General features: G+C 62.4%; 17 protein-coding genes, 1 pseudogene and 1 CRISPR repeat array. Of the genes and pseudogenes, 15 read left to right on the top strand and 3 right to left on the bottom strand.

Annotated elements, in window-relative coordinates; genetic code table 11:
* Nucleotides 1-14: 14 nt before the first annotated feature.
* The 11 genes and pseudogenes from VEIS_RS06095 (at nt 15) to VEIS_RS06050 (ending at nt 13,115) form a co-directional block, all read left to right on the top strand.
* A complete protein-coding gene (locus VEIS_RS06095; RefSeq protein ID WP_011809028.1) occupies nt 15-1,385 on the top strand; it encodes an aminotransferase family protein in 1,371 nt (456 codons plus the stop codon).
* Between the two features lie 13 nt (nt 1,386-1,398).
* Nucleotides 1,399-2,565, top strand: a complete 1,167-nt coding sequence (locus VEIS_RS06090; protein WP_011809027.1) for an enolase C-terminal domain-like protein — start codon at nt 1,399-1,401, stop codon at nt 2,563-2,565.
* 15 nt (nt 2,566-2,580) lie between these two features.
* Nucleotides 2,581-3,807 (top strand): M20 family metallo-hydrolase, encoded by a 1,227-nt coding sequence (locus VEIS_RS06085; RefSeq protein WP_011809026.1) that lies wholly within the window; start codon nt 2,581-2,583, stop codon nt 3,805-3,807.
* A 468-nt stretch (nt 3,808-4,275) separates the two neighbouring features.
* Entirely contained in the window at nt 4,276-5,751 is a 1,476-nt protein-coding gene (gene guaB, locus VEIS_RS06080) for an IMP dehydrogenase (RefSeq protein ID WP_011809025.1), read from the top strand.
* A 36-nt stretch (nt 5,752-5,787) separates the two neighbouring features.
* Nucleotides 5,788-7,407: a glutamine-hydrolyzing GMP synthase gene (gene guaA, locus VEIS_RS06075; RefSeq protein ID WP_011809024.1), complete on the top strand. Its 1,620-nt coding sequence runs from the start codon at nt 5,788-5,790 to the stop codon at nt 7,405-7,407.
* Nucleotides 7,408-7,571: 164 nt separating this feature from the next.
* A pseudogene (locus VEIS_RS30310) lies at nt 7,572-7,747 on the top strand (Arm DNA-binding domain-containing protein); the annotation flags it as partial.
* 123 nt (nt 7,748-7,870) lie between these two features.
* Nucleotides 7,871-8,077, top strand: coding sequence for a hypothetical protein (locus VEIS_RS30305; RefSeq protein ID WP_232287858.1), 207 nt, complete (start codon nt 7,871-7,873; stop codon nt 8,075-8,077).
* Nucleotides 8,078-8,875: 798 nt separating this feature from the next.
* Nucleotides 8,876-10,261 (top strand): ABC transporter substrate-binding protein, encoded by a 1,386-nt coding sequence (locus VEIS_RS06065; RefSeq protein ID WP_011809023.1) that lies wholly within the window; start codon nt 8,876-8,878, stop codon nt 10,259-10,261.
* Between the two features lie 31 nt (nt 10,262-10,292).
* The gene (locus tag VEIS_RS06060; protein ID WP_041949842.1) at nt 10,293-11,165 is read left to right on the top strand and encodes a carbohydrate ABC transporter permease; all 873 of its coding nucleotides are present in this window, start codon (nt 10,293-10,295) and stop codon (nt 11,163-11,165) included.
* On the top strand, nt 11,162-12,013 hold the full coding sequence (locus VEIS_RS06055) for a carbohydrate ABC transporter permease (RefSeq protein ID WP_011809021.1): 852 nt from the start codon (nt 11,162-11,164) through the stop codon (nt 12,011-12,013). The genes VEIS_RS06060 and VEIS_RS06055 overlap by 4 nt, the downstream gene beginning before the upstream one ends.
* A gap of 19 nt (nt 12,014-12,032) precedes the next feature.
* On the top strand, nt 12,033-13,115 hold the full coding sequence (locus tag VEIS_RS06050; protein ID WP_011809020.1) for an ABC transporter ATP-binding protein: 1,083 nt from the start codon (nt 12,033-12,035) through the stop codon (nt 13,113-13,115).
* A gap of 304 nt (nt 13,116-13,419) precedes the next feature.
* Here VEIS_RS06050 and VEIS_RS06045 read toward each other — a convergent pair whose 3' ends face one another.
* Nucleotides 13,420-14,241 carry an NAD-dependent epimerase/dehydratase family protein gene (locus VEIS_RS06045; protein WP_011809018.1) on the bottom strand — a complete coding sequence of 274 codons (822 nt, stop codon included), beginning with the start codon at nt 14,239-14,241 and terminating at the stop codon, nt 13,420-13,422.
* Between the two features lie 392 nt (nt 14,242-14,633).
* Between VEIS_RS06045 and VEIS_RS06040 the strand changes: the two genes are divergently transcribed.
* The 4 genes from VEIS_RS06040 (at nt 14,634) to VEIS_RS31490 (ending at nt 17,389) form a co-directional block, all read left to right on the top strand.
* Nucleotides 14,634-15,233, top strand: coding sequence for a dihydrodipicolinate synthase family protein (locus VEIS_RS06040; protein ID WP_011809017.1), 600 nt, complete (start codon nt 14,634-14,636; stop codon nt 15,231-15,233).
* A 304-nt stretch (nt 15,234-15,537) separates the two neighbouring features.
* Nucleotides 15,538-16,170: an FMN-dependent NADH-azoreductase gene (locus VEIS_RS06035; RefSeq protein WP_011809016.1), complete on the top strand. Its 633-nt coding sequence runs from the start codon at nt 15,538-15,540 to the stop codon at nt 16,168-16,170.
* 316 nt (nt 16,171-16,486) lie between these two features.
* Nucleotides 16,487-16,873 (top strand): 6-carboxytetrahydropterin synthase, encoded by a 387-nt coding sequence (locus VEIS_RS06030; RefSeq protein ID WP_011809015.1) that lies wholly within the window; start codon nt 16,487-16,489, stop codon nt 16,871-16,873.
* Between the two features lie 258 nt (nt 16,874-17,131).
* Nucleotides 17,132-17,389 carry an aminotransferase class III-fold pyridoxal phosphate-dependent enzyme gene (locus VEIS_RS31490; RefSeq protein WP_407831839.1) on the top strand — a complete coding sequence of 86 codons (258 nt, stop codon included), beginning with the start codon at nt 17,132-17,134 and terminating at the stop codon, nt 17,387-17,389.
* A gap of 469 nt (nt 17,390-17,858) precedes the next feature.
* A CRISPR array of direct repeats spans nt 17,859-18,553; the repeat unit is 36 nt; unit sequence GTTCCGGCCAGTGCGCATATCCCAGTGAGCTACAAT.
* A gap of 70 nt (nt 18,554-18,623) precedes the next feature.
* Here VEIS_RS31490 and cas2 read toward each other — a convergent pair.
* Complete coding sequence (gene cas2 / locus VEIS_RS06020) at nt 18,624-18,950, bottom strand: CRISPR-associated endonuclease Cas2 (protein WP_198137962.1); 327 nt, start codon at nt 18,948-18,950, stop codon at nt 18,624-18,626.
* A gap of 19 nt (nt 18,951-18,969) precedes the next feature.
* Nucleotides 18,970-19,899: a type II CRISPR-associated endonuclease Cas1 gene (gene cas1, locus VEIS_RS06015; RefSeq protein WP_011809012.1), complete on the bottom strand. Its 930-nt coding sequence runs from the start codon at nt 19,897-19,899 to the stop codon at nt 18,970-18,972.

Genomic DNA, 19,899 nt, shown 5'->3' with positions numbered 1-19,899 from the left:
AAATCAAAAACCCCATGACCGATGCCGAAACCGCAGTAATGCCAGACAGGACAAATACCAGCCGCGATCACGCCAAACGCTATGTACGGCATTTTCTGGCTGACTTCGCCAAACTCGATCAGGAATATCCGCGCACCTACCCCAGGATGATCGTGCGCGGTGAAGGTGCCTATGTGATCGACGAAGAGGGGCGCCGGATTCTGGACGCCGGCAGTCACCTCGGGGCTTGTCAGATCGGCCACGGCCATCCGGAGGTCGCCGACCGTATCCATCAGCAGGTGCGCAATATTGAATTCATAGCGCTCGATGCGGGCATTTCGCATGTCTATGCCGCAGCGCTGGGCGAACGCCTGGCAAAAATGGTGTTGTGCGACGATCCTGTTTTTTCATTTACCAACAGTGGCAGTGAATCCAATGAACTGGCATTCAAGATCGCCCGCCAATACCACAGACGCCGCGGCCAGCCCGGGCGCGTGAAAATTTTTTCGCGCAATGGCTCCTACCATGGCTCCACGTTGGCAACATCTGCTGCAACCGGGGCCGCGCCATTCAAGGAGGGGTTCGGGCCGCTGCCCGAGGGATTCATCCAGGGCGCGCAGCCCTCGCCCGGCCGCTGCGGTCACTGCGGATTCAACGATGCCTGCTCCCTGGCCTGTCTTGATGATTTCGAGCGTCTGATCATGGCCGAGGGCTCCGAAACCGTTGCGGCCGTCATTGCCGAGCCGATTGCCATTCCCCAGGCCGTCAAAGTGCCACCGCCCGATTATTTTGTTCGCCTGCGCAAGTTCTGTGATGACCATGGCATTCTGCTCATCATCGATGAGGTGGTGTGCGGCTTTGGGCGTACCGGCCGCATGTTCGGCGCCGAGCATTTTGGCGTGCACGGTGATATCGTGACCTTTGCCAAGGGGCTTACCTCGGGTTATGTGCCGATGGGTGCAGTGGCCGTTGCACGCCATGTCGAGGAGGTATTCAAAAATGCCCCTTTGCTGCACCTGAACACCTATGCCGGCCATCCGGTGGCGTGTGCAGCCGCGATGGCCGTGCTCGATATCATGGAGCGCGAGCGACTGGTGCTGCACAGCGCGCGCATGGAACCCATTTTGCGGCGTGAATTGCAGCGCTTGCAAAATGCAGTGGCCAGGGTGCGGTATCTTTCCGTCATTGGACTGTTGTCCAGCGTGATCGTCGATATATCGGATCGACCCGATCCCGACGCCGTGATCCGGCGCGTGCGCAATATCGCCTACGATAACGGACTGCTGGCCCGCGTTGCCCGCGATGGCGCACTCCTGAGCGTGCACTTTTATCCCCCATTGGTGGTTGCCGAGCAAGATATCGTTGCCGGGGTGCGCGCACTGGAAATCGCTTTGCGCATGATTTGACGAAAGTCCGACCATGCGCATCGTCGAAATTCGCGAGCGGGCCATCCCGCTGCAAGCCAATATCAAGAACTCTGTCGTCAATTTTGCCGGGCATACCGTTTCACTGTTGGCATTGATCACCGACGTCATGCAAGATGGCAAGCCGGTGGCGGGATTGGCCTTCGATTCCATAGGCCGCTTTGGCCAGAGTGGCCTGCTGCGCGAACGATTCATTCCGCGATTGATGCAAGCGCAGCCGCAACTGCTGCTGACGGACGATGGGAAACTGTTCGATCCGCAGCGGGTGCTGTCGGTCATCATGCAAAACGAGAAACCCGGCGGTCATGGTGACCGTGCCCATGCGGCCGCCGCGATCGAGCTCGCGGTCTGGGATTTGAACGCCAAATTGCAGCACATGCCTGCATGGCAGCACATTGCGAATCATTTTGGAGTCATCCCCAGGCCGACCATGCCGGTCTATGCGGCCGGCGGATATTATTACCCTGAAGATAACCAAGGCCGTTTGCAGGGTGAATTACAGCATTACCGTGATCTCGGGTATGGTCGCTTCAAAATGAAGATTGGCGGCGCCTCGCTCGTCGAAGACATGGCGCGCATCGAAGCGGCCCTGAAGGTGGTCGGAAACCCTGCCGATCTGGCGGTCGACGCCAACGGGCGTTTTGATCTCCAGACCGCTCTGGCTTATGGCCATGCCATGAAGGATTTCGGCTTGCGCTGGTATGAAGAGGCTGGTGATCCACTCGATTTTGCGCTGATGGCCGCACTTGCAGAGCAATACCCGCACCGCCTGGCCACGGGAGAAAATCTGTTTTCTGTCAGCGATGTAAGGAATCTGGTTCATTTTGGTCAAATGCGGCCAAATTTTGATCTGTTTCAGATGGATCCGGGTCTCAGTTATGGGCTTGGTGAATTCGTGAAGATGATCGGCGTGATCGAAGCGCAGGGCTATTCACGGCGCGATGTCCATCCGCACGGTGGTCATATGATGGCCCTGCACATCGTTGTCGGTCTGGGACTTGGCGGTTCGGAGGCTTACCCCGGGGTGTTTTCTCCATTCGGGGGCTACACGGCAGGGTGCCGCATTGCGGACGGCGGCGTTACGCCCGGCCGGGCGCCGGGTTTTGGATTGGAAGAAAAAACGGATTTATATCCGCATATTCAAACCCTGCTCTGCATGTAACTTCGAGGAGTTGTGATGCCCTTGCTCAAAGTGAATCGCGAGCGTCTGAAGCGCAGCATGGACCAGATATCGACGATAGGCGCCACCCCCAGGGGTGGAATGCATCGTCTGGCGCTCGGCGATAAGGACCGGCAGGCGCGCGATTTGCTCAAGCGGTGGTGCATGGACGCCGGATTTCCGGTCAGGGTGGACCCGATCGGCAATATGTTCGCGCGGCGGGCGGGGCGCCATTCCGATAGTCCGCCGGTGGTTATTGGCAGCCATCTGGACAGCCAGTGCATGGCAGGTCGCTTCGATGGGCCTGTGGGCGTCATCGCGGCATTGGAAGTGCTGCGCACGCTGGATGACCAGCGCGTGGTCACGCAAGCGCCGATTGACTTGGTCAACTGGACCAATGAGGAGGGCGCGCGGTTCAGCCCGCCGCTTTTGGGGTCGGGCGTTTTCACCGGGGCCCATGATCTGGATTTTGCGCTGCGCCAGACGGACAAGGAAGGTCTGAGCGTTCAGCAGGAACTGGTCAGGATTGGATATGCCGGTGCGGGGCCGGTGACGCTTCCTGTCAGAAAATATATCGAATTGCATATCGAGCAAGGGGTGGTTCTTGAGCAGGCAGCCATCGGGATCGGTGTGGTTACCGGATTTGTCGGCATCCGCGACACCAAAGTGACCGTGCTGGGCCAGAGCACACATGCCGGCCCGCTGGCGATGGACAGCCGGCGTGACGCATTGGTGGGGGCTGCGGGCATGATTTTGGCAGCCAGGGAGATTGGCCTGGCGCATGGCCCGGATGCCCGGGTCACGATTGGCAAACTCGCCATTCCTTCGGACTCGCACAGCGTGGTGCCGGGTTGCGTCGAAATGGTGCTGGATGTTCGCCACCCGGACGCCCACCGCCTCAATGCGGTGGTTTTCGCATTGCAGCAGCGCTTTCGTGCCATGGCGACCGACAGCGGGTTGGCGGTGCATTTCGAGGACAGTTGGTATTACCCGCCGGTGGTGTTCGATTCCGGGCTGCGTTCGCAGATTGCCGAGGCCGCTGCGGGTTTTGGGTATTCGCATATGGAGTTGCCGAGCCGGGCCGGCCATGACGCGCTGAACATGGCGCGGGTTGCGCCCACGGCGATGATCTTCATTCCGTGTCGCGCCGGTCTGAGCCATAACGAACTGGAATTTGCCGAAGATCAGGATATCGCCGCTGGTGCCGATGTGCTTTTGGCGGCCGCGCTGGCTGCTGCCCGGTGATCGTTCCGGCCCAGGCCATTCGATATCAGGGTTCATTCCATTTCCCAATCGTTCGCGAAGGCGGAGCGCAGACTGCACGAATATATGGCAAGCGAAGCCGGCAAGGTGCACGGATGATTCGGGAATGGAATCACGCCGCAATGGGGCATCGTTGCCCCGCTTGCGGGCCACTTCGTCAATGGCCTTTTCATCCGCCATGATGGATTGCATCATGGCTGGCACAGGAATACCGGTGGTGATGGACCGGTGGTGGGTACCGGGCTGATCCGGTCAGCGTAGCGAAAGGGAGGCCGGGTCTGTTTTCAATCCCGAGGCCCCTGTCAGGGCACCGCAGACACCCCGGCTGCGCCCAATCCTTGCCCGCATACAAAACCCCCCGCCCATGCCAGGCCAGGCCATGGCGGGCAAGGCTGTTGCAGTGGGGGGCGTTTCGGGCGCGGATACAATCCGGCTTTTGGAGCCTCTTTCATGCGCCTTCTTGGCAAAGCGCTCACCTTCGACGATGTGTTGCTGGTGCCAGCGTACTCCCGGATCCTGCCCAAAGACACGTCGCTTGCGACCAAACTCTCGCGCAATATCGAACTGAACCTGCCGCTGGTGTCCGCCGCCATGGACACCGTGACCGAGGCGCGCCTGGCAATTGCCATTGCCCAGGAGGGCGGCGTCGGCATCGTGCACAAGAACCTCACGCCGCAGGCGCAGGCCGCGCAAGTGGCCAAGGTCAAGCGCTATGAGTCGGGCGTGCTGCGCGATCCGGTGGTAATCACTCCCGGGCACACCGTGCTGCAGGTGCTGCAGTTGTCCGAGCAGTTGGGTATTTCGGGCTTTCCGGTGTGCGATGGCGGCAAGGTGGTTGGCATCGTGACGGGCCGTGATCTGCGCTTCGAGACGCGCTACGACGTCAAGGTCCACCAGATCATGACCCCGCGCGAGAAACTGATCACGGTCAATGAAAAGGACGGCACCACGCCGGCCGAGGCCAAGGCGCTGCTCAACAAGCACAAGCTCGAACGCATCCTGGTGATCAACGACGCCTTCGAGCTCAAGGGCCTGATCACCGTCAAGGACATCACCAAGCAGACCAGTTTCCCCAATGCCGCGCGCGACGCCGCAGGCCGCCTGCGTGTGGGCGCTGCGGTGGGCGTGGGCGAGGGCACCGAAGAGCGCGTCGAGGCCCTGGTCCGGGCCGGCGTCGATGCCATCGTCGTCGACACGGCCCATGGCCACAGCAAGGGCGTGATCGAGCGCGTGCGCTGGGTCCGGCAGAACTATCCCCAGGTCGACGTGATCGGCGGCAACATTGCCACCGGCGCCGGAGCGCTGGCGCTGGTCGAGGCCGGGGCCGACGCCGTCAAGGTCGGCATCGGCCCGGGCTCGATCTGCACCACCCGCATCGTGGCCGGCGTGGGCGTGCCGCAGATCATGGCGATCGACAGCGTCGCCACGGCGCTCAAAGGCACCGGCGTGCCGCTGATCGCCGACGGCGGCATCCGCTACAGCGGAGACATCGCCAAGGCCCTGGCCGCCGGCGCTGGCACGGTGATGATGGGCGGCATGTTTGCCGGCACCGAAGAAGCCCCGGGCGAAGTCATCCTGTACCAGGGCCGCAGCTACAAGAGCTACCGTGGCATGGGCAGCATAGGCGCCATGCAGCAAGGCAGCGCCGACCGCTACTTCCAGGAGTCGAGCACCGGCAACCCCAATGCCGACAAACTGGTGCCCGAAGGCATAGAAGGCCGCGTGCCCTACAAGGGCTCGATGGTTTCCATCGTCTACCAGATGGCCGGCGGCGTGCGCGCCGCCATGGGCTACTGCGGCTGCGCCAGCATCGAGGAGATGAACCACCGGGCCGAATTCGTCGAGATCACCGCCGCCGGCATCCGTGAAAGCCATGTGCACGATGTGCAGATCACCAAGGAAGCGCCGAACTACCGCGCCGATTGATCTCCGCGACGGATCCCCGCCTGATCGGCCTGCACCATGCAACACCAGAAAATCCTGATCCTCGACTTCGGCTCACAGCTCACCCAACTCATCGCCCGCCGCGTGCGCGAGGCCCATGTGTACTGCGAGGTGCAGCCCTGCGACGTGAGCGACGAGTGGCTGCGTGCGTATGCCCAAGACGGCTCGCTCAAGGGCGTGATCCTGTCCGGCAGCCACGCCAGCGTGTATGAAGACAGCACCGACAAGGCGCCCCAGGCGGTGTTCGCGCTGGGCCTGCCAGTGCTGGGCATCTGCTACGGCATGCAAACCATGGCGCATCAGCTCGGCGGCAAGGTCGAGAGCGGCCGACAGCGCGAATTCGGCATGGCCGCCGTGCGCGCACGCGGCCACACCGCGCTGCTGGCCGACATTGCCGACTTCACCTCCCCCGAAGGCCACGGCATGCTCGAGGTGTGGATGAGCCACGGCGACAAAGTCACCGAGTTGCCCCCGGGCTTTACGCTCATGGCCAGCACCGACAGTTGCCCGATTGCCGGCATGGCCGACGAGAAACGGCGCTTTTATGCCGTGCAGTTCCACCCCGAAGTCACGCACACGGTGCAGGGCCGGGCGCTGCTGGAGCGCTTTGTGCTGGGCATCTGTGGCGCCAGGCCCGACTGGGTGATGCGCGACCACATTGCCGAGGCGCTGGTGCAGATCCGCCAGCAGGTCGGCGTCGAGCAGGTGATCCTGGGCCTTTCGGGCGGCGTGGACTCCTCCGTGGCCGCAGCGCTGATACAGCGCGCCATCGGCGCGCAACTCACCTGCGTGTTCGTCGATCACGGCCTGCTGCGCCTGAACGAAGGCGACATGGTCATGGACATGTTCGCAGGCCGGCTGCAAGCCCGGGTGATCCGGGTCGACGCCAGCGAGTCATTCCTGTCCCGGCTGGCGGGCGTGAGCGACCCGGAAGCCAAGCGCAAGATCATCGGTGGCCTGTTCATCGAGGTATTCAAGACCGAGGCCGCCAAGCTCAAAGCCAACAACGCCGAGCACCGGGGCGCCACTTTCCTCGCACAGGGCACCATCTATCCCGACGTGATCGAATCGGGCGGCGCCAAGAGCAAAAAGGCCGTCACCATCAAGAGCCACCACAACGTCGGTGGCCTGCCCGAGCAACTGGGCCTGAAACTGCTGGAACCATTGCGCGACCTGTTCAAGGACGAAGTGCGCGAGTTGGGCCTGGCCCTGGGCCTGCCGCCCGAGATGGTCTACCGCCACCCATTCCCCGGCCCCGGCTTGGGCGTGCGCATCCTGGGCGAGGTGAAGAAGGAATTCGCCGACCTGCTGCGCCAAGCCGACGCGATCTTCATCGAAGAACTGCACAACTTCACCGACCCCGCCACAGGCAAGACTTGGTACCAACTGACCAGCCAGGCCTTCGCCGTGTTCCTGCCGGTCAAGAGCGTGGGCGTGATGGGCGACGGCCGCACCTACGACTACGTTGTGGCGCTGCGCGCCGTGCAGACCAGCGACTTCATGACAGCCGACCAGGCCGAACTGCCCTACGCCCTGCTCAAGAAAGTGTCGAGCCGCATCATCAACGAAGTGCGTGGCATCAACCGCGTGACCTACGACATATCGAGCAAGCCACCGGCGACCATCGAGTGGGAATGAATTTCCCTCGTTTCAGGACGTCCCAACGCGCTCTGGCTTTCCCGAGAGTTGCCGTTCTGACCGGGGGGGGGGGGGGAGGAAGCGTCTCATAAGGCTTCACACCGCGTCACCCGAGCCAGACCGCTTTGTCGGTACCGGCTTACGGTACGTGTTGGAGGAAAAGGATGCTTACTGACCAGCAGTTATGGACGCTGAAGGCAGCCGAGAAGGTCTACAAGGTCGCCAGGTCGCCGACCAGCAAGGCCTGTACGTGACGGTCCTGCGTACGGGGAACATCAGCTTTCGCTATGACTACCGGTTGAACGGGCGTCGTGAGACGCTCGTCATCGGTCAGCCAGGCCGGCCAAGACGGCCTGCTCGAACGCGGTCAGTTTCTGTGTTGCCATCGCGGACCTACGTTTTGACCATGTCCAGGTAGCCGCGAATCGGCGCGCCTCGCTTATCGAGACGAGGCCGGCCACCAATGGAGCGCAGGACTGACCGCGAAAGGAGCTTGTTGCCGGCAACGCACGATGTCTCCGGCATCATCACGCAGTCTGGGCAGGCGCCACCACGCTCCGTGCAAAGCGATCCTTGCGGATCAGCCAGCTATGCGCATGAACTGGCCCCCGAGGCGCTCGAGCAGGCCCTGGCGAGCGGCGACATGCCGCCCCATTCGCCCCGTACCTGAGCCATTTGCTCGACGAAACGCCCGTGCCCATCGTCGTGATGGCCGTGGAGGGGACGGCTTCGCGCGCGCACCTGACCTGCCATCGCGGCAGATCTGGCGCAGCGTGGCGAAGCTGGCCGAATCCTTGTCCGTGCACCGGCGGGCACCGTGGGCATGAAGTCCGGGTCGCTGCCCGGCGCTCCCTGGGAGAAGCTGTTCCCACGAGCGCTGGCGCTGATCGACGAAATCAGCCGGTACGGTGGGATCGAGGATCCGTTCTGGACCTTGGGGCGGCGGGACCGTGCTGATGTTCCGTTTCCACCATCGGCTGAGCAAGGACATCGTTATCTTCATGCCCGATCCGCAGCGCGCGCATCGAGACGGTGGCGACGCAGCAAGCCGCCGCCATGGCATTGCATCCGCTCGAGCGCCGTCACCGCTGTGCCACCCCTGGCACCTGTCGCCGATCCCGCCGATCCCGGAGCGTGGCACGCGCGCTGGCCGCTCGTGGCGTTGCTGCTTGCGGGCTTTTCCATGCCGTCGCACTGGCGGGTCGAGGGTCGAGATCGTTTCGGCGACTTTCATCCTGCGCTGGGCGGTGCCGTCGATTTCGGCCATCTCGTCGATCCGCTTCATGCGTCGGTCACGCCCCCGCTGTGCGTCTCCCACGATGCGCCAGGCCGCAGGCGGGATACGAAGTGTGTTTCATGTTTACGCGCTGTTTGCAGCTTTGCAACGGTTCATGCGCGCATAGGCTATGCTTGCGCAGGTTATGCTCGGCGTCCTGGGCATTCTCACCAAAAAGAAAAGGAGGCAATGATGAAACTCGCCAAGTCGCTGATCGGGCCGATGCTGGCTGTACTGGGTTGGGGGGCGCTGGCAGGTCCGGCCGTGGCGCAGGAAAAACTCACCGTCTGGTGGGTCAAGGGCTTCTACAAGTCGGAGGACGACGCGCTGAATGCCGCCATCAGGAAGTTCGAGGAGAAAAACAAGAACGTGAAGATCGAGCTGTCGCAGTACCCGATCCAGGACATGATTCCCAAGACTGTGTCCGCGCTCGATTCAGGCAATCCGCCCGATGTGGCCTACGCCGACTCGTTCGACTTCCAGGTCGCCGGCAAGTGGGCCCACGACGGCAAGCTCGAGGACATCGGCAGCGTGCTGATGCCGATCAAGGAGCGCTTTGCGCCCAACACGATAGAGACCACGTACCTCTACAGCGACCAAACGAAAAAGAAGGCGTACTACGCGTTCCCGCTCAAGCAGCAGACGATGCATATCGAGTACTGGAACGACATGCTCGACGAGGCCGGGTTCAAGGCGTCCGACATCCCCACCCAGTGGAAGGACTACTGGTCGTTCTGGTGCGAGAAGGTGCAGCCCGCCAGCCGCCGCAAGACGGGCAAGCGCGTTTTCGGCATCGGCCAGCCGATGGGCGTGGATTCGACCGATAGCTTCTTTTCGTTCCTGACCTTCATGGACGCCCACAACGTCAAACTGGTCGATGACAACGGCAAGCTGCTGGTCGACGATCCCCAGGTGCGCACTGGCCTGATCAACGCCTTGACCGACTACGCCATGCCCTACCTGAAGGGTTGCACGCCGCCGTCATCGACGAGTTGGAAGGACCCGGACAACAACGTTGCTTTTCACAACAAGACGATCGTGATGACGCACAACGCAACCATCTCGATCGCCGGCAAATGGCTCGACGACTGGAACAACGCTGCGCTGACACCCGAGCAACGCGAGCAAGCGCGCAAGAACTACACCGAGCGCATCCACACGGCCGGTTTTCCCGACAAGCCTGACGGCAGCAAGATGGTCTACCGCGCTGCGGTGAAGACCGGCGTGGTGTTCAAGGACGCCAAGAACAAGGCGCGCGCCAAGGAGTTCGTCTCCTTCTTGCTGGAAGAAGAAAACCTCACTCCCTATGTCGAAGGTGCGCTGGGCCGCTGGTTCCCGGTGACCCGGGCCGGGCAGGCGAGCGAGTTCTGGAAGGCCGATCCGCATCGGCTGTCGGTGCTCAACCAGTTCGCCGCCGGCACCGTGACCTTCGAGTTCACCAAGAACTACAGATTCACCGTGCTGAACAACGAGAACGTCTGGGCCAAGGCGGTCAACCGCATCGTCACCGACAAGTTGCCTGTGGGCCAGGCGGTCGACGAAATGATCGCGCGCATCAAGACGGTGGTGGCGCAGTAAGCCGCCGCCATGGCATTGCCTGCATCCGCATATGAGCAGCGTCACTGCGGCGCCACCCGTGGCGCCTGTTGCCGATCCTGGGGCGCGGCACGCGCGCTGGCAGTTCTGGGGCGCGGTGATGGTCGTGCCCTACCTGCTGGTGTTCGTGGTGTTCGTGCTCTACCCGGTGGGGTATGGACTGTGGCTGGCGCGCCATCCGCAAAGCTATGTGCAACTGGTCGAAGACCCGATTTTCTTGCGCTCGGTGATCAACACGGCCATTTTCCTGGCCGTGGCGATCAACCTGAAAATGCTCATGGCGTTGCTGCTCTCGGGCTTTTTCGTGCAGTCGCGCTGGTGGATCAAGATCGTTTCGGCGATTTTCATCCTGCCCTGGGCGATGCCGTCGATTCCGACCATCTTGTCGATCCGCTTCATGCTCAACCCCGAGTGGGGCGTGATCAACAGCACCATCTTCCGGCTGACCGGCGCTGACGGGCCGAACTGGCTCAATGACCCCGCGCTGGCACTGAGCTTGGCGATGGTGGTGCATGTGTGGAAGTCGCTGCCGTTCTGGACGCTGATTCTCGTGGCGGGGCGGCTGGCGATTGCTTCGGAGCAGTACGAGGCCGCGTCGGTCGACGGCGCCTCGTCGTGGCAGAAGTTTCGCTTCGTGAGCTGGCCGGCGCTCAAGACGCTCTACATCACCTCGACCATCTTGTCGATGATCTGGACCCTGGGCGACTTCAACAGCGTCTATCTGCTGACCGGCGGCGGCCCTGCGGACTTGACGCAGGTGCTGGCCACACTCGGCATCCGTTACCTGCGGCTCGACCAGGTCGGCCTGTCGATGGCGTCGATCGTGGTGGCGTTGCCTCTGGTCTTGCCTCTGGTGTACTTCATGATGAAGAGGCTCTCGAAATGAAACGCTGGACCCTCCGGGCCGCAGTGACCGAGGCCCGACTGCTGCTGATCGGCATCCCGGTGCTGCTGTGGACGCTGGTCCCGGTCTATCACATGGTGCTGTTTGCGATTTCGGCCAAGGATTCCGCCACCTCGGGCCATCTGTGGCCCGAGAACCCGACGCTGGACAACTTTCGCATCGTGTTCCTGCAGCAGCATTTCCACCTCGACCACTTCTGGCGGCAACTGGGCAACTCGTTGCTGATCGCGCTGACGGTGGGCGCTTTGACGCTCTTCGTGGCAACCACGGCCGCGTTCGCGATCAGCCGGCTGCAATTCAGGGGCGGGCGCATCGTGATGAACCTGGCGCTGCTCACGTACTTCATTCCCGCCGCCTTCCTGGCGGTGCCGATGTACAAGACGATGGGCAACTACGGACTGCTGGGCAGCCGGTGGGCGCTGATATTGGCGATGGTGACGATCGCCTCGCCGTACTGCATCTGGGTGCTCAAGCAGGCTTCCGACAAGCTGCCATATGAGCTTGACGAGGCCGCGCGCATCGACGGCGCATCGCCGCTGCAACTGTTGCGCCTGGTGTATCTGCCGCTGATGGTGCCGTCACTGGTGGCGGTGGGCACCTATGCGCTGTTGTTGGCATGGAACGAGTACCTCTATGCCTTCCTGCTGCTGTCCAACGACAAGAGCATGACACTGGCCGTGGCGCTGGGCAACTTCCTGTCGGCCGACGATTCACCATGGGAGTTGTTGATGGCCACGGGCCTGATCTATGCCTTGCCGCCTGCGGCGATCTACTACGCCTTCAAGCGCTACATGGTCGGCGGCCTCACGGCCGGCGCCGTCAAGAGCTGAATCAATCGAGGGACATCCCATGGCGACCGTATCTTTTCGCAACATCCGCAAATCCTTCGGCAAGGTCCAGATCATCCAGGATCTGAGCCTGGACATTGCCGACGGCGAGTTCGTGGTGCTGGTCGGGCCTTCGGGCTGCGGCAAGTCGACCCTGCTGCGCATGCTCGCAGGGCTTGAAGACATCAGCGGCGGCCAGATCATGATCGACGAGCGCGTGGTCAACGACCTCGAATCGAAGGACCGCGACATCGCGATGGTGTTTCAGAGCTATGCGCTTTATCCGCACATGACGGTAGGCCAGAACATGGGCTTTGGCCTGCGTCTGCGCAAGGTCGACAAGTCGGAGATCGACGAGCGCGTGGCGCGGGCCGCAAAGATTCTCAACCTCGACACCTTGCTCGGACGCTATCCGCGCGAGCTGTCGGGCGGCCAGCGCCAGCGCGTGGCCATGGGGCGCGCCATCGTGCGCGACCCGAAGGTGTTTTTGTTCGACGAGCCACTGTCCAATCTGGACGCCAAGCTGCGCGTGGCGATGCGCGCCGAGATCAAGGCGCTGCACCAGCGGCTGAAAACCACCACGGTCTATGTGACGCACGACCAGATCGAAGCCATGACCATGGCCGACCGCATCGTCGTGCTGCACGACGGCGTCGTCGAGCAGATCGGCACGCCGCTCGACCTGTACGACCGGCCCGATAACCTGTTCGTGGCGCAGTTCATTGGCTCGCCGTCGATGAACGTGATCGAGGGCCAGTGGCAGCGCGCGGACACGGGCTGCCATGTTCAGGCGCAGGGCGCACGCTGGCCCGTGCCCGCAGACCTGCCGGCGACGGACGGGCAAGCCGTGCACTACGGCATCCGGCCGGGCGACATCACGCTTGCTGCGGCAGGCAGCGGCGCTGACGCGCACGTTGACGCGCAAGTGGTGGTGGTCGAGCCCACCGGCGCCGAGACCGAACTGCTGGTGCAGGTGGGCCAAGACAAACTGGTGCTGCTGATGCACGGCCGCGTTGACGCCCGGCCCGGGCAGACCGTGGGGCTGCGGGTCAACATCGGGAATGTGCACCTGTTCGACCGGCAGACCGGCCGGCGCATGGGCTGATCGAAGTCAGCCACGGCCCGGGATCAGATCGGGCAAGATCAGATCGGGCAAGATCAAATCGGTCAAGCACAGCGGGAAAGCCGGCGCGCAGGCCATGGCCAGGCTCTCCGCCCCAGCCAGACCAAGCGCCCGGCGCTTGCCAACGACTGAAACGATGGACCTGAGGCACCGGCAACGACCTCCGGTGCAGCGCGCGTCGTTCAGTGTCGATCCAGAAAAAGCGCTTGTTCCGGCACGCGCCACACCGGGCTTTTGCCCACTTCGGATGCGCTGCTCTGACAGCAGCAGACCCGCAGCGCCAGGCTCATTTCGCAAGCGGGCCGCTGCGAACGAAAATGCCACCCTGGTAGATCGTGGCCGGGTCGGTCATATCGGGCGGCGGCTCGGAGGACTCGATCCGGGAGCGGAAACGCTCGGAGCTGTCTTGCGGCTGGTAGCCGATGTGGCGGGCCAGGTGGTTGTCCCACCAGCCGACGGCGTTGTCGCCGACACCATAGATGATGCTGTGCCCTACCATCGGCGCAGTCAGGCTGGCGACGACCAAACGCTCCAGGTCGTCGTAACTGATCCAGGTGGCCAGCGTGCGGCGGTCGTGCGGCTCGGGCAGCGCCGAGCCGATGCGCAGGCAAACGGTCTCGATGCCGTACCGGTCGAAGTACAACCGCGCGAGGTCTTCGCCGAAAGTCTTGGACAGGCCGTACAGCCCATCCGGACGGGCCGGATCATCCAGGCCCACCACCTGGTCGCGCCGGTAAAAGCCGGTCACATGGTTGGAACTGGCAAACACCACGCGCGGGACGGCCTGCTTGCGGGCCGCCTCGTACAGGTTGTATGCACCGATGATGTTCGCCTGCAAGATGGCCTCCCAGGGCTGCTCGGTCGACACGCCGCCCAGATGCACCACGGCCTGAACCCCTTCGAGCAGGCGCGACATCGCGTCGGCATCTTCCAGACGGGCCGGGTGCAGTTCCTCGCCCGGCGCGGCGCTGCCCAGGTCGGCAATGTCCGAAACGCGCAGCAGGCAGCAATGGGCTTTCAGGCGCGGGCGCAGCTGACGCCCGAGCACCCCGGCGGCGCCGGTCAGCAACAAACGTTTAAAGTGAATGGAAGTCGGATAACAGGACATGGTCAAGCCCAGGGTTCTTGCTGCAGTGGCGCGACTGCGTGATGGACATGATTGGACATGATGCAGGAGGGAGATTATCGTCAGTCGCTGTCAATAGCCGTATGACGAACGGCGCAATATAACCTACGAACGGCGCAGCACAACCGAATAGCCCAACTCCTTTTGGCCCATCCACCGCCCGGAACGACACCAAGACGAGCACCGACATCGCGCCACACCGCAGACCCCGTACCCTGGCCTTGGGACTGCTCTCGACACCCCGGACGAGCGCATCCGCGATGGCCACCTGGCCAACAGCCCGTAGTCCCCCGCAGGGTTTTGCGACGGGCGTCGTCGTACGATGACTCAACCACCCGATCAGGCCCCGCCAGCCGGCCTTCAGCGCCCTGCCCATGACCCCGCAAGAACTCAAAAGCGTGCTGCAAGCCGGCCTGCTCTCGTTCGCGTTGACCGACTTCGACAGCGAACTGCGTTTTGCCCCCAAGCCCTACACCGAACGCCTGGAATGGCTACAGCCCTACGGGGCCTCGGCGCCGTTTGCAGCCGCTGGCACCGGCGAGTTCTTCTCACTGACGCCGCAGGAATTTGGCGCCGTGGTGCAAGTGGCCGTCGAACGCTGCCGTGGCCGCACCCCCATCATTGCCGATGCCGATGCCGATGCCGATGCCGGCGGCGGCACCTTGGCCGTCGGCTACGCACAGGAAGCCGAGCGCCTGGGCGCGCAGGGCATCTTGCTGCTGCCCCATTACCTGACCGAAGCCAGCCAGGAAGGCTTGGTGGCCCATGTTTGCGAGCGCCTGATACGCGACTTCTTCCTGCCCTACATCGCCCTGCGCAACCAGGGCCAGGGCTATGCGGTGGCCATCGTGAAGGCGGGCGCCACATTGGTCGGCCACGGCGCCGGCCCGGTGCGCCGCCCACCGCTGTCCGACCTCAAGCCCGCCGAAGTCCAGGCACTGCGCGCGCTGCTGGTGCCGCTGGGAACGCAATAGCAATAGCCCCGGGCGGCCTTGCGGGCACCCGCGGCCGGCCATCAGGGGCGGGTGGCCAAACCGTTGACGGGGAATGGGCCAGGGATGGGCCAATGCGACGGGCAGGCCCGGACTTCCGCTCAAAAAAATCCTTGAGAAAAAAAGAGGCGTACCCACATGGAAAAAGTTGCACAGGCCAAGCAAGGGACGGCTTCACCCAATGGGTGCAACGAAGCCGCATGGGTACGCCGATGGCCAGTGCCATTGGGTACCACGATGGATCACCGCGAATTTTTCGCATCCCCGTTCACCAATGGAAGCACCCATGAAATTACTGCATATCAACGCCTCGACACGCGGCGAAAACAGCGAATCCCTGAAAATGGCCAACACCTTCATTGCGGAGGTGCGCAACCATACGCAATTGGAGCTCGACACATTCAATCTGTTTGATGACAAACTGCCGGAATTCGACGGACTTGCCGTGGGCGCCAAGATGGCACTGTTCTCCGGCAGCGGCTTCAGTAGCGCACAAACAAAAGTCTGGGAAGAGATGAAACAAATTTTCGATCGCTTCGCCCGCGCAGACGCGTACATTTTCAACACCCCGCTATGGAACAACGGGATTCCGTATAAACTGAAACAGTTCATCGATGTCGTTACCCAACCCGGATGGGCATTTGGATTCGATGTCGAAAAAGGGTATTCGGGCTTGCTGCATGGGAAAAAAGCCCTCGTCATACACGCCAGCGGCGTGTACCACGCTGCAATAGCAGCGGGTTTCGGATCAGACTTTTCCACCCCTTATGTGGATGACTGGCTCAAATTCATCGGGGTTCAATCGGTCGCGCATATTCATGTCGCGCCAACCGTCGTGAATACCGACTTCGCCAAGACAAAAGCGAATGCGGAAATCGATGCGCGAAAAGTAGCCAGGGAATGGGCGTCCAAGGCGTAATTCCATTTCCAAATCGTTCGTGAACGCGAAGGCGAAGCGCAGGCAGTACGAATGTACGGCAAGCGAAGCCGACGAAGTGCACGAATGATTGGGGAAGGGAATAACTGCACAGCCCCCCGGACCCACGGCCCGGCCCATCCACCACAGCAAGGCTGAAACGGCAAGCCCGGCAAAGAGGGGGAGCACATCACCAAACAAGGCGCCTTGGCTCGTGCATGGTCGCCAAGCAGGAACGGATGAGGGCCGCTGGGCAGGCGCGGGGAAGGCCGGGGGAACTTCAGACTAAACTCGCCACCCGCCTGGCCCGGTTTTACCCATGCAGCACACGATTTCCCAGCGTTTTTTCTTTGATGCGGCCCACACCTTGCGCCGCGAGATCGAGGCCGAAGGCAGCCGCCGCGTTCACGGCCACACTTACCACGCCGAGGTCGCGCTCACCGGAGCTTGCGACCCGGCCACCGGCATGGTGCTGGACCTGGGACTGCTACGCCAGGGCCTGGAGCGGGTGCGCGCACAGCTCGACCACCACATGCTCGACGATGTGCCCGGCCTGGGCCCACCGACATTGGAGAACCTGTGCGTCTTCATCGCCCGTGCCCTGCCCGACGAGCTACGTTGGCGCGCCAGCCGCGTGCGGGTCTGGCGCGAGGCCTTGGGTGACGGCTGCACGCTGGATTTGCCGGCCTCCACGCAGGCGCCGTGAGATGTGCGACACCCCCAATGGCCCGCGCCCATGACGCTCTGGCCACCCGCAGCCTGGCCCATATATGGCACCCGGCACGCAGGCAGGTCATCCTCATGCGGCAGGAACACGACCGCAGCCTGGCCCATGTATGGTGCCCGACACGCAGATGAAGCGGCACGAAGCGCAGCCGCCCGTGGCCATTGCCCGTGCGCAGGGGTCTTGGCTGTGCGACACCGATGGCCGGGGCGTTATCTGGACGGCATCAGCTCTTGGTGGGTGAATCTGTTCGGCCACAACCACCCCCATGTCAAGGCCGCACTGGCCGAGCAGTTGGCGCCACTCGACCATGTGATGCTCGCCGGCTTCACACATGCGCCGGTGGCGCAGTTGTCGGAGCGCCTGGGCGCGCTCACGGGTCTGGGCCATGCGTTCTACGGCAGTGATGGCGCTGCGGCCACCGAGAGCGGGCTGAAAATGAGCGCGCATCACTGGCGCAACATCGGCCGCCCGGCCAAGAGCCGCTTGTCGGTCTGACGGGCGGTCACCACAGTGAGACCGTGGGCGCGCTGGCCGTGGCCAGACATCGCGCCGCCTACGCCCCGCTGGTGCGCCTGGCCGTCACCGTGCCCCGTCCTGACGCACGCGGCGCAGGCACCCGGTGAGACACCGCAACCGGGCGGAGGATGTGGTGCAGTTGCTGCAAGCACTGCATGGTCTGGCACGCAGCGCCGCAGCGCCAAGGTAGCCGCCACCCAGGCGCCACTACCACAGGGCAGAATTTGTCAACAATCAATGGAATATGTTTATGCCCGGTATCTGAATGAATAGGTACCGAAGATGCAAGAAATCGGAAAACGATTACGCGATGACCAATGGGAGAAATTGCCTGCGTTATTCTACTGGGTAAACTCGGCGATCCTGGTGCGACCGCACAGGACCATCAGCTATTTTTGGAAGCGGTGTTGTGGACCGTGCACACTGGTTCACCATGGTAAGAATTCACGTTCCGGCCAGTGCGCATATCCCAGTGAGCTACAATTGGCAGTGTCGCCGGCCTTGTTCAGCTTGCGTTCCGGCCAGTGCGCATATCCCAGTGAGCTACAATGATCTGCAGGCGTCATGGGCACAAGTCATGGTTCCGGCCAGTGCGCATATCCCAGTGAGCTACAATTTAAAATGAACTTTTCCCATGGGGTGAAATGTTCCGGCCAGTGCGCATATCCCAGTGAGCTACAATAGACGCAAGCCGGGCTTTTAGCGTCATGTCGTTCCGGCCAGTGCGCATATCCCAGTGAGCTACAATCAGGCCGAGGCCGATATGGCATGGAAACGCGTTCCGGCCAGTGCGCATATCCCAGTGAGCTACAATACGCGGCATCGACCACTGGAGCAGGAGCAGGTTCCGGCCAGTGCGCATATCCCAGTGAGCTACAATTTTGATGGATTAATCAAATTGACCCTTCTGGTTCCGGCCAGTGCGCATATCCCAGTGAGCTACAATGCGGAACCGTCAAGGTCGGCCCTGGCCTTGTTCCGGCCAGTGCGCATATCCCAGTGAGCTACAATCGCAGCGCACAACACGTTGGATTGAATCTCGTTCCGGCCAGTGCGCATATCCCAGTGAGCTACAATAACTCCTTGTTTGATGTACTTGCTAATGCCGTTCCGGCCAGTGCGCATATCCCAGTGAGCTACAATCTCAATGCGCTAACCGATTGATTCTTAAGGAAATTTTCGTCTTCCGAGGACAGGAAAGTCGCCTCATGGTCTAAAAAAGGTCGAACTGATCCGGCGCTTTTTGCGTGGGTTGCCTGCTACGTCCGCGGTAGGTGATGGCGCGTTCGTATTGCTTGTCTGTGAACTGAAAGATATGCACTTTGCCGCCGGAAGGCAAGGCGCGCTCCACTGTGCGGCACAGGGTGTCCACTTGGGTCTGGCTGGCGCAAAAGCGCATGTACACGCTGAACTGGCTCATCTCGAAGCCCATGTCGAGCAGCGCGTTGCGAAACTGCGTGGCCGCTTGGCGCTCGGCTTTTTCTACCACCGGCAAATCGAACATCACCAGCATCCACATAAGTCGGTACCCGGACAACATGGCGCGGCTGGCAAGGGGATCAATCTGGCTCGAAGCTGCCAGCCAGCGCCAGCGGCAGCCCCGGCAAGGGCAAATCCAGTTTGGCGCGTTCGCCCAGGTACACCTGCGCCAGCGATGTCGCCAGGCGCTGCATGCACACCATCACCGGCGTCACCCCTGCCGCTGTCTGCATGTCGTCATACAGCACGCGCACCAGGGCGCGCTTGGTGTCTGGCGTGACGTGCGATTCGCCCGCCTTGTGCAACTGCCATACCTTCAGGTCCACGATGGGGCGAAAAGGCTCCATCAAATCGTCCACCAGCCGCATGGCGTTGGCGTCGTTGCTGTGGTGCAGCCCAATGCTGGGGTGCAGGCCGGCAGCCACCACCGCGCGGGCGCAGGCAGAGCGCACGATGGTGTAGCCGTAGTTCAGCAGCGCATTCAAGCCGTCGCCGCTCTGGTCGCGCCGAAACTCCGCGCCAAACAGCAGCCCCCAGTAGCGGCGCGCACCTTGTCCTTCGATATTCTCCGGGTCGCCGCTTCTCACTTTGGCGACCAGGGCCTGTAGCGGCGCCGTGGGTGCGGCCACAGCCTCCAGTGCTGCGGCCTGTTGTTCCAGTTTGGACTTGACCACGGCTGCCCACAGGCGCTTGTGCATGGGCAGGCCGGCTGCGATCTGCGCCTCTATGCGCTTGGCCTGCACATGGTGGCCGTCGAGTGGCAACAGCATGCCCACGGCGTTGTGGTTGGGGCCGCACAGCACGAAGGGGGCGCCGCGTTCGGCCAGGGCCACCAGCAGATTGTTCGTGTAGGTGAGGCCATGCGCATTGGCGATGACCGCCGCAATGTCGTCCAGCGGCACTTGCCCCAGTTCCTTGCGCTCGCCCTCGGTGTCCTTGATCACCATGAAACCGCGATTGACAAACAGGTGCCGCCGGTCGTCTGCGATTTCCACGGTGCGGCCTATCAT

Source organism: Verminephrobacter eiseniae EF01-2 (assembly GCF_000015565.1).
Lineage (GTDB): Bacteria > Pseudomonadota > Gammaproteobacteria > Burkholderiales > Burkholderiaceae_C > Acidovorax > Acidovorax eiseniae.
Note: the sequence above shows the minus strand (reverse complement) of the source record. Positions and strands in the feature narration are given on the sequence as shown.